The sequence below is a fragment of the Photorhabdus kleinii genome (assembly GCF_025384885.1).
GTDB classification, from domain to species: Bacteria; Pseudomonadota; Gammaproteobacteria; order Enterobacterales; family Enterobacteriaceae; genus Photorhabdus; species Photorhabdus kayaii.
Genome location: NZ_JAJAFY010000081.1, coordinates 1 through 10,026, shown reverse-complemented (window position 1 = coordinate 10,026; position 10,026 = coordinate 1). Strand labels below are relative to the sequence as shown.

The following is a 10,026-nucleotide window of genomic DNA, read 5'->3' as shown; positions in this document are numbered from 1 at the left end:
GTTTTCTGTAGCCCGTTAACTGACGGTAATCTTTGTCAAGGCAGATTTTAAAAGCATTCAATGGGACTCAATATGGTAAAAATCGGGTAAATCTGGGTATCAATAAATAACCAAAATGATGATTGAGAAAGAAATATATTAACCATGATGGAATTACGAACAATAATTGAGTGATAAATATACAGAAAATTAGCTTCACCTTGCTTTATTTGCTCAGAAATTTCATCACATTGCCCTTCAAGCAACAACGCTCTGAATTCTGGAGGTAGACCTACCGTAACGCTATATTTTGCAACATCACGTATTAGCGAATTTCTTACCCATAGTTCACTTGAGATAAATAAATTTACTTTGTGTGTATGCGTGCGGATGTTGATGTCAGGTTGGGAGGATATGAAATCAACTGACCTGATAAAAGAGCTGTTGCCGTTGGATGCGAACTTAGAAGGCTACAGAAGGAGTCACCTATAACCGAAAAGACATTCCCGGTCCCGCATTCCAAAAAAGATCTGCCTATCGGCACCGTCAAATCTATAAAGAAAATGGCGGGGATTTAATCCCCGCCGACTTTGGAGGTCATCATGTTTTTCTCAGTAGGTGTTGAGTTGCCGAAAGATGAAAACACCGCGTATGGTCTACTTATTCCTGCGTTGTGTACTGAAAATTATGGCTGTTTTTCTGCCGCTGATAATAAAGAAGACATCGCGATAATGGCGCGTGAGGCTATCTTGCTAACAGTAGAAGATATGGTCTCAAATAATAGAGCAGTTGAACATATTCAGGATACTGGTTATCTGGTTTATGCAAAAAACACAGAATATCAATATGTTGATAGTTGGTTTGTTATCGATGTTGATTTGTCTGAATTTTCCGGAAAGTAACAATGTTGTTCCTGGTGCTAAAAAAGCCTTTAATATTATTACTGTATAAGATCATAGAAACGGGAAAGTCATTAATAAATCTATAATTCGATTATAGCAATGCGGTTGATATCTCAACTGTTTCCGATATTGAATAACAAAGGAGCTTTGAAAGATAAGTTGAATGAAAGGGCTGTCCTGTAATTCATAGTCATGCATATTTGATTGTATCTATAATTATGAGAAATTATGGCCTGACTTTTTTCACCCATGAACGAACAAATACACGCCAAAACATCAAACGCAAAGCTGTTAAAAGCTTGCGTTTTCTTTTTTGTATATCTAGCTCGCTTACTGTTGAATGACCTTCATTTCCTATAGATGAGTTGCGGAAATGCTCTGTGAGATTTATAACGGAAGGCACAATAGCTTTAAGTTTGATTACATTATTTTCTCTAAGTAATTTCCACTCGTCTGCTACTAGCCATACAGGACGTAAGAAATCAAGTAAGCGTTTTGCAGCAAATTTGTTTATAACATAGTCATGAGTTAAAGCCGCATCGATAACACTAACTAAATGGTAATCTTTGATAAGTGGTTTTTTAAAAGTATATATGTACCCATTAATTTTTATTAATAAAAAAACATTTGGTTTATGGGTGTTATTATTATCTATAATTATCAAAAAATCCAATATTTCTCTGATATCTCTGCCTATTTCAGCATCATCCTCCATAATCAAAGCTAGGTTGTGTCCCGCAATTCATTTGGACTGGCTGAAGGTGAAGAGAAAACGTCAATTCCGTTCATTTTTTGAACCATCAATCTACATTTTTGCTATCAATCACCGAGAAAACTGCATGGTTTTTCACTGTGCAGACAGTTGAGGGACACAGCCTAGTTGTATATTTTCTTTAACTATTTTTTCGTAAATTTTTAAATGGCTTAAAGAGCCATCTGGCTCACCGAAAGTCATTGCACTTTTATCAAAATCTGGACAAAGTACTTTAATTTCATCTTATGATAATTCTCGGCCATTCACAGCCTCAATGAATTCAACATTAAGATCTAATTTTTCAGCTTGATATTGTATGGTTTTTTTTCGTTCTGTAAACCTAAATAACGTTTCATAATTCTGCTACACATGGCCTTCTTCAACCCATTGTTATACATAGAATTATGAGTGGTATAAGATGTAGCACTATTTTGGAATCTTATTTAGATTCAGATAGCCGTTTTTAATTTTTCGATAATTACTAGCCTACAGAAAACTATATTCTTAACTGTGTAAAAAAATAAGGCTAATTCAATATAACAGCAAAAATGCAGCTTAAAAGCTATAAAAAGATAATGGAAGTGTGATGATACAGGACTGATTTATTAGTGAAAGAGTAATAATGTTGCTAGATAGAGAACATTTTTCACAGTAAATCTTCACCTTAGTCATTAATTGATACAATTAATCAGGGAAAAGCAGTATAATACCCTATGTCAATCATATTGATAATCAATTAAATGTCTTTAAATTTAACAATTAGGAGCAAGAACACTGATGTTGGTTAAATTCACATATGTATTTATATCAGAATATATATTCAGTATTGAAAGCTCTTTATTGAATAAATCTAAAGAGTTCTTGTAGATAACTAGCGGATTGTACTATTATGAATAATGATATATTAGTTTCAATTATCATCCCGGCCTTTAATGTCGAAGATGTTATAGAAAATGCTATTAATAGTATTTTGAATCAGACATATAAAAACACTGAGATTATTATTGTCAATGATGGATCAACTGATGGCACAATGGATGTACTTAACCAACTGTCTGAACAACATTTTAATATTGAAGCGTTTTCTCAAGAAAACAGAGGGATTTCCGCAGCAAGAAACTTTGGCTTAAGTAAAGCCAAAGGAGATTATGTCACCTTTCTAGATAGTGATGACTCTTTTGAACCTTCGTTTATTGAATCAGTGTTGCGAAAAAATAGTGAGATAAAGAGTGATATTACTTTTTGTTTATTCAAGAATATTTATACAGGTGTAAGGGAAATTTGTTCTAAAGATTATCGAAATTTAGATAATCTGGCATTCAATTTTTTGAATTTCGATTATTTTGGCATTTGTTGCATGTTAATAAAACGTGATTTTTTGCTAAAAAACAAAATTTTGTTTGATGAAAACCTAATTGTGGGAGAAGATATTTCATTTATTTTGTCATGTATCTGTAAGGCGAAATTTTCTTACATCCCAGAATATCTCTATAATTATATTTACCGAAATGATTCCATCATGAATAAGAAGTGGGATGTAAAGAATTATATAGATGAAATCCAAGCTTGGGATAAGATTTATCAAGATATGGATACACAATACCATAAGGAAGATCGTGAAATCTTTATGAGGAAAGTTAAATCAAAAGCCCTAAGCTTAAAAGGCCAGTTAATGTGGAAAATGCTAGCTTCCAAAATGTTTGATGAACTTTCTTCTTTTTTGTCCGATTTTTCTTACCAAAGACAAGATGCTGAATTTATCCGGAAGAGAAATAAGTTTTTATTTAGGCTAAAAATAATCAACTCTAAAAATAAAATAGTTTGGTTGTTGGCTAATTTATTACTGACTAAAAGAAAAGACAGAATTTAATTTTTAGATAGTTATGAAAAAACCTAGATGGCCTACATAAATAGGCCATCTAAGACTGCTAATAAGCTCTATACTTTCCAATTAACAATTCTTCATAGTATGAAATTTATTTGGGAATTTTATCTTCTTTCACTGGTCAGTTATGTGTATTTCATAATGTACTTTCCTTTGGCTAGAAAAATTCTGAAATATAGCAATTGCGTCCTCCATTGAAAAATGCACAATTTAAATTACAGGATCGATTGTAGCTCATTAATTCACAAAGACTCTTAATAAATAAATTTTTCAAAATATTCAATATGGCTAAATACGGTAAAATTTAGCTGTTCATATATTTAAGAACTATTTAATTCATTTTCTCCTGCTACTACGATTTATTATCATATGGTATTACTCGTATTTTTCCATACTAGGAGGTTGTAGTGATGCTTCTATGCTATATAGGTCATTTTATATAATAAATGAAGTATTCTGGTTTATAACGTAACTAAGATTTCTCTTGTTCACATGACGAAAAATACATAGTATTAATAGAAAATCCGGCTGGATGAAGAAATTGAATCTCCGTTTTTCCTACTTTTTGAAAGTTAAACTGCGTTTTACCACTACACGATGTACTATTGATAGATAAATATGAAACTTACAAAAAACCACCTAATCAAGTTACTACCAGTTGTTGCACTCTTCATCTTTTGCCTTTTAACTCATATGGCCTTAGGTTATCGCTTAAAAATAGTGTATGTATTCGCTATATTCTTTATTTTTCTATTGCTAAACAAGGTCACTGTGGTTTATAGGCCCCTGCTTATCGTTCTTAGTATAGCAACTCTCGTTTATGCCCCTGTCGGGCTTACATATGGACCACCAAACTTCAATTTAATTCTTTCGTTATTCTATACAAACGAACAAGAAGCTAGTGAATTTATCTCTTCTATTCCAATTGAATATTATATCTTTAGTGTGTTTATCTTGATCTTTTGTTTATTCTCTCTAAAAGTAAACGTTAATTTACATAGAAATATCAGCGTTTTTCTATTCTCTTTTGCATTAATTACCGTAATACACCACCCTTTAACAGATTTTATACAGGGTAAGGGATTCAATATTCTTAACTCTGGACTTCCTGAAATTAGAGTAGTCAAAGATGTTACTATCAACTTTATAAGTGTGGAAAGTGAATATAAAAAAATGCAAAAAATGCTAAGTGAAAAAGATACGTGGGGAACAGTATCGGAAAAGTCTAAATATAGTACCTATATTGTTGTGATTGGAGAAAGTGTACGTAGAGATTTTATGAATGCGTATGGATTGCCGATACATAATACACCTTTTATGAGCACTACCAATGGGACGCTTTTTACAAATTATATCTCAGCAGGTCCATCAACCCAGATATCACTGGCAAACTCACTAGCAATGGTCAAAGATGGTAAAAATATTTTAAGCAATAATATTGTTACATTAGCAAAAAAAGCGGATTTTTATACCTACTGGATATCAAATCAAGGTTCTATGGGGGTATTTGATACTCCGGTTGCCAGTATGGGAGCAAGGGCTGATTCTCCATTATTTATTAAAAAAGGTGAATACAGTTCTGGTCTTAACAGAAATATTCCAGACACAAATATAATACCAATTGTCAAAAAAGCCTTAGAGGATAAGAAAGAGAAGAAACTAATTGTTATCCATTTAATGGGCTCTCACTCCCCCGCTTGTACCAGAACAAATTATGAATACAAGGTGTTTTTTAAGTCAGAGCAGGTTTCTTGCTATATACAGAGTATTGAAAACACTGATGACTTGCTATCAATAATTACTGATGAAGCACAGAAAAATGAGAAGAGTTGGTCTTTGATGTATTTTGCTGATCACGGAGTATCTTTCTTTGAGAAAGATACTAAGAAGACGAGGCTTGCTCATAATGATAAATATAAGCAAAATTATCAGGTCCCTATGTTTATTACATCTTACGATGATACATCTCGTAATATTATTAACGCTCAACGCAATTCAATGAACTTCTTGATACTACTTTCAGAGTGGACAGGTATTAAAGAGTCTACAATCTCTGAAAATTGTAAAATGTTGTCTAATGAAATATGTAAAAACCAAGATGATGTCCTGGACTTTAATAATAAGGTCATGAAATATAGCTCATTACCAGAAGATAAAATTCCTAAATGAATTTTCATACTATGAAAAATATAAACAGGATATGTGTTGTACCTGATTTATAGATATGTCAATGCTCTATTATGAACTCTTTAAAGGATAAAAATTTAGATGAAAACATTACTACCTCTATTTGGATGGGAAGAAGCTAGTATTGACGATTATCGTGAATGTTACCGTATGTATGGTGGAGGATTGGCAACACACCCGATTGTTTTAGATTTCATTCATAAACATTTCAAATGTGGTGAAAAGTACTATGTGCGGAGGAATTCTGACAGATTATTGACTGCGGCCATATGCGTGTGGAGAGGGAAGTTCCTTGCAAATGATCCCTGTACTCCATTATCAAAATATATCCGTATAGCTATTCCTAATGATGAATTAATTATCTCTGCTGCTCGGGAATGCAGATTTATATTGCCTATCAAATCAAAATTTATATCTCCTTTAAATATAAAAAATGTGATTAATTCAACATATATATTTAACGCTAATAGAAGAGTGTGCATTGCTAAAGAGTTAGGTAACGAAGGAATATCAATAAAATCTCAAAATAAATATAAAGATCGATTGAAACGCTTCCTAAAGGCTGAAGGAAAAATTGTTGATTGTGAATCTTTCAGTCCAAGAGAAATAGCAGACATTTATTTTTCTCTTACTGAGAAAAGATGGGGTTCTTGTTGTGTGGATAGGGAACTAACTCAAGAATTGTTTGAACTAATCCAACCTCTCATATGGGGTAATATATTATTTTACAAAGATAAACCCTGCGCATTTCATTTTATTACAAAGACATTTACTTCTGAACACACTATATTTGAATTTATCCAAGCAGGAATGGATATATCAGATGAGTTGAGGAAACATTCTATTGGCTCCTTGCTAATTTGGAGCAATATAGAGAAGGCTCATTCTCAATATGAAAATGCCAGGTATTCCTTCGGCTGTCCATCTAGAGAATACAAACTCAGATGGTGTAACCTACAACCCATTGGCAGAATATTGAGTCTGTAAAATTAAAAAGATCTATCCCGGTGGATTACAAAATAACAATAACAGTATAATAGACCGAAGACAGACGAAATAAAACGCTTTACGATTGTCATTGGGCTGCGTATAAGCAGCCCCTATTGTTGTTATTCTGGAATCTCAGGCCATTTAATATCAGGAGCTATTGAAGTATCTACACGGCTTAATAATACTAAGTACTTTTTCCATTCAAGTAACAGTGCTTGTTCTTCTTCCGAAGCCAATTCAGCATCAATAGCATATTGGAGCAACGTAATGGTTTCATTAGCTTGTGTGCACAGTATACCGCGTAGTAGCTCTGCCTGCTCAATCTCACTGTCCTTTATTGCCGCTTTATCAGTCACCCACTTTGAGCCGTCCCATCTATCAAAATGAGTAGCAGGTTGTTTGAATGTCAATGTTTCCGGTAATTCACCCAGTTCAGTAATTCCTTGTGGCAGGCGAGTTTGTATGTTGTAAGCTGTTTTTCCACGGTAATCGGGTACAACTTCCCAGTGATCTCCGTTTACTGTGCGCCTAACAGCCATGGAATCGGATTCAGGAAGTGTCGGAGCATCTATATAGGAACTGGCCGGTATTCCTATCCCCTTCATCAGATATTCCGGTGTCGTGCCTATAAATTCCCCTGAATGAGGCGCTGCATGGTAGATTGTTAGCCAGCCGGCTTTTTCTGCCAACCCATCTTTACCCAATATCGCTGTTTCCGGTTCTAAAGAGTATTTTTGTTCTGTCATTATGCTGCCCTTACTATGTAGTTAAATGCAATGTTGCGAGGTCTGTTCTCTGAAGCAACAGGCACAACTCGTGAAGCATCAAATAGAATCCGTTTTTGCCAGACATCTGTATATTCATTTCCTGGAGCATTTTCACCTGAAAGAGAAAAACATCCTCCATAACTATTATTTCCACGTAAAATTGTACCTGGGGTATAACCAGTGATATTACGAATTGCGTCCCCTTGATAAGTTAAAACCCTACGACCACGATCAACACCGCGCCCATCATCCCAACCACGGATAAATTCACCACGCAAATCAGGAAGTACACCGGATGGATAAGCTATAGCTAATTGTGGATATAAAGTTTTATTAAATGATTGACCATTGCATGCGAGATATCCAGCAGGCACATTCGGTAACGGCCACGGAATTGGAGCACCAACTGGATAGATATCGCTTTCTTTTCCAGATAATAAATAAGAGTAGACTTTCCCCTTAACTGCCCCTTTAGGGATTTCTGATAACTCTGCCATCTTAATTAATTGATTAACAGTCGCATTATCTGACACAAAAGCATTTAAAATTATGTTTTGAGCAAAAGGGCCAATGAATATATAAATGTCATAGTTATCACCAGATGTATTAATGGTTGCTAAGTCAGTAGGTGCACTGGTATTAACTGTGTACATCACCGCATTGATTCCGGCAGGCGATCCATTTCCAGTTCTTAAAATTATATTAGCAATAGCGCATTGTTCAAAACTGCCCACGTTGTACCCGGAACCGCCAGCGATATTAATATTGATAGTGCTCATCACTTTCATTGTTACTTCAGCAATTTTTACCCAAGCTGATGTTTGTACTGTCAGGCTACTAATATATTGCTTACCCGGTAGGGCATTAGCCGCGCTATCAATAGTTTCTTTTAAACCCAAGTTCTTCACAAACTCACTTTTATTGGGAATGTCTGAGCCGTTCTGGTTCTTGGACAGTTTTTCATTCAGGGCATCAGTAACGACCAATTGACTCATCACCGTAGTTGTTGATGAGCCCGTTTGCTGTTCTATAAAACCAAGGTTTTCTATAACCAGTTAACTGACAGCATTCTTTGCCAAGGCAGCCTGTTAAAGCATTCAACAGGATCCAATATGGTAAAAATCGGGCATATTTACGTATCAATAAATGACCAAAATGACGATTATGAAAAGCAATATTGCTTTTGGTTGAATTCTGGTTAGCTTTAGTTTAAAAAACAACCTAAAATAAATCACATATATTGGTAAACTATGGGGTATTCCAATTCACGGGAAGTGTTATAACCAGAATCAATTAGAGAGTTACCTAGGGGCTGTTGACGTTTCGTGTACATCTTATGGAGCTCAGTTATGAGAGCTTAACTGAATGCCATTGTCCGGCTTACAACCCCTGAAGGCAAAGTGAGGGGTGGGCGCAAGCCCCAAAATGACCAGCAGCAAGATCGAATCGGCCAAGAAGCTATTGACCAGCGTCAGAATACACTTAGTGTGCTTTATATGCCCCCAAATTATTTGGTTGAAAAATGCACTTATCGTGCGTTTCCGTACGGTTGGGCTTCAGACCCTTTTACTGAAAAAACGGGATGGTGTTTAATACATTCCAGATTTCCAATTAAGCCTATTTCTTTAGTCTGTGCTTTTACTTCCGTTAGATTTGTACAGCCCCCATGCCCTGACAGGCATAGGGCATAAAAAAACGGGGCAATTAAGCCCCTGTGAAATGTAATTTTAAACCCAACGCTTTCGTTATTTTAAACACTGTATTAAATGTAGGGTTTGCTTCCCCAGAAAGTGCTTTATAAATACCCTCTCTACTCATTCCGACTTGTTTTGATAGCTGGCTGATATTTTTTGCTCTTGCGATATTGCCTAATGCAATAAATAAATATTTAGTATCATTTTCCTCTAACGCTGCATTTAAATAGGTTTGAATATCTTCATCATCATTTAAAAACTCAACAACATCAAATTCTTTAAGCTCTTTATTCATGTCAAAATCCCCATTCTTTAGCTATTTCTCTCGCTTTTTTGATATCTTGTTGTTGTGTATTTTTATCACCACCACAAAGCAACAAAACTATTTCATTATTCCTATTAGAAAAATATACCCTATATCTCTTCCCTTGATGAATTCTTAATTCTGATATTCCACTCCCAACAGGTTCTGCATCTCCGAAATTACCTTCTTTCATTCTATCAATTCTTATAATGATTTTTGCTTTTGCGGTTTTGTCTTTCAAAGATTTTAACCATCTCTCTACTTCGGGCGTTCGATTTACTTTAATCATTTTACCCCTCATGATATTTCTATAATACTGAGTATAATATAACCTTTTATGTTGTCAACCGCAGTTAACAGTTTTAACGGCTTTCTGGGTGTTTCATTTAAAAATTCTTCTCAAAACGTCAATAGCCCCTATAAAATATCGTCATGAGATTTGTAGCCAGAGCGTGAGACAACGGATCTGAACAGCGGCGAGGAAAGACTGACTATTTTTCGCATATCGTGTTGCTATATCACGCCAGCGTTTAAGATATTGACGAAGATAAAACCACGATAGCT

At 34.7% G+C, this 10,026-nt stretch carries 9 protein-coding genes and 1 pseudogene; 5 read left to right on the top strand and 5 right to left on the bottom strand.

Features of this window, described 5'->3' with window-relative positions; genetic code table 11:
* The first annotated feature begins 393 nt into the window (after positions 1 to 393).
* Together LG003_RS21850 and LG003_RS21845 are read left to right on the top strand one after the other, a co-directional pair.
* Positions 394 to 557, top strand: a pseudogene (locus LG003_RS21850) (type II toxin-antitoxin system HicA family toxin).
* 24 nt (positions 558 to 581) lie between these two features.
* On the top strand, positions 582 to 881 hold the full coding sequence (locus LG003_RS21845) for a type II toxin-antitoxin system HicB family antitoxin (RefSeq protein ID WP_262981630.1): 300 nt from the start codon (positions 582 to 584) through the stop codon (positions 879 to 881).
* A 226-nt stretch (positions 882 to 1,107) separates the two neighbouring features.
* On the opposite strand, the gene LG003_RS21840 is transcribed toward LG003_RS21845, so the two are convergent.
* Positions 1,108 to 1,596 carry a hypothetical protein gene (locus LG003_RS21840; RefSeq protein WP_262981629.1) on the bottom strand — a complete coding sequence of 163 codons (489 nt, stop codon included), beginning with the start codon at positions 1,594 to 1,596 and terminating at the stop codon, positions 1,108 to 1,110.
* A 928-nt stretch (positions 1,597 to 2,524) separates the two neighbouring features.
* On the opposite strand from LG003_RS21840, the gene LG003_RS21835 reads away from it, so the two are divergent.
* From LG003_RS21835 to LG003_RS21825, 3 genes are all read left to right on the top strand, one after another.
* On the top strand, positions 2,525 to 3,505 hold the full coding sequence (locus LG003_RS21835) for a glycosyltransferase family 2 protein (protein ID WP_262981628.1): 981 nt from the start codon (positions 2,525 to 2,527) through the stop codon (positions 3,503 to 3,505).
* A gap of 633 nt (positions 3,506 to 4,138) precedes the next feature.
* Positions 4,139 to 5,689 (top strand): phosphoethanolamine transferase, encoded by a 1,551-nt coding sequence (locus tag LG003_RS21830; RefSeq protein WP_262981627.1) that lies wholly within the window; start codon positions 4,139 to 4,141, stop codon positions 5,687 to 5,689.
* Positions 5,690 to 5,788: 99 nt separating this feature from the next.
* A complete protein-coding gene (locus tag LG003_RS21825) occupies positions 5,789 to 6,694 on the top strand; it encodes an antimicrobial resistance protein Mig-14 (RefSeq protein ID WP_262981626.1) in 906 nt (301 codons plus the stop codon).
* A gap of 122 nt (positions 6,695 to 6,816) precedes the next feature.
* On the opposite strand, the gene LG003_RS21820 is transcribed toward LG003_RS21825, so the two are convergent.
* The 4 genes from LG003_RS21820 to LG003_RS21805 all read right to left on the bottom strand — a co-directional run bounded on the left by LG003_RS21820 (position 6,817) and on the right by LG003_RS21805 (position 9,751).
* The gene (locus LG003_RS21820) at positions 6,817 to 7,443 is read right to left on the bottom strand and encodes a tail fiber assembly protein (protein ID WP_112878619.1); all 627 of its coding nucleotides are present in this window, start codon (positions 7,441 to 7,443) and stop codon (positions 6,817 to 6,819) included.
* Positions 7,443 to 8,459, bottom strand: coding sequence for a phage tail protein (locus LG003_RS21815; RefSeq protein WP_240000832.1), 1,017 nt, complete (start codon positions 8,457 to 8,459; stop codon positions 7,443 to 7,445). Before LG003_RS21815 ends, LG003_RS21820 begins: the two co-directional genes overlap by 1 nt.
* Positions 8,460 to 9,168: 709 nt before the next feature.
* Complete coding sequence (locus tag LG003_RS21810; RefSeq protein WP_262981625.1) at positions 9,169 to 9,453, bottom strand: addiction module antidote protein; 285 nt, start codon at positions 9,451 to 9,453, stop codon at positions 9,169 to 9,171.
* A 1-nt stretch (position 9,454) separates the two neighbouring features.
* Complete coding sequence (locus tag LG003_RS21805; RefSeq protein WP_262981624.1) at positions 9,455 to 9,751, bottom strand: type II toxin-antitoxin system RelE/ParE family toxin; 297 nt, start codon at positions 9,749 to 9,751, stop codon at positions 9,455 to 9,457.
* Between the last annotated feature and the right edge of the window lie 275 nt (positions 9,752 to 10,026).

What these genes read in the sequence shown, in the direction of transcription:
- LG003_RS21825 (WP_262981626.1), top strand. Translation starts at nt 5,789, where the DNA reads ATGAAAACATTACTACCTCTATTTGGATGGGAAGAAGCTAGTATTGAC.
- LG003_RS21840 (WP_262981629.1), bottom strand. Translation starts at nt 1,596, where the DNA reads ATGGAGGATGATGCTGAAATAGGCAGAGATATCAGAGAAATATTGGAT.
- LG003_RS21815 (WP_240000832.1), bottom strand. Translation starts at nt 8,459, where the DNA reads ATGAGTCAATTGGTCGTTACTGATGCCCTGAATGAAAAACTGTCCAAG.
- LG003_RS21835 (WP_262981628.1), top strand. Translation starts at nt 2,525, where the DNA reads ATGAATAATGATATATTAGTTTCAATTATCATCCCGGCCTTTAATGTC.
- LG003_RS21820 (WP_112878619.1), bottom strand. Translation starts at nt 7,443, where the DNA reads ATGACAGAACAAAAATACTCTTTAGAACCGGAAACAGCGATATTGGGT.
- LG003_RS21845 (WP_262981630.1), top strand. Translation starts at nt 582, where the DNA reads ATGTTTTTCTCAGTAGGTGTTGAGTTGCCGAAAGATGAAAACACCGCG.
- LG003_RS21830 (WP_262981627.1), top strand. Translation starts at nt 4,139, where the DNA reads ATGAAACTTACAAAAAACCACCTAATCAAGTTACTACCAGTTGTTGCA.
- LG003_RS21810 (WP_262981625.1), bottom strand. Translation starts at nt 9,453, where the DNA reads ATGAATAAAGAGCTTAAAGAATTTGATGTTGTTGAGTTTTTAAATGAT.
- LG003_RS21805 (WP_262981624.1), bottom strand. Translation starts at nt 9,751, where the DNA reads ATGATTAAAGTAAATCGAACGCCCGAAGTAGAGAGATGGTTAAAATCT.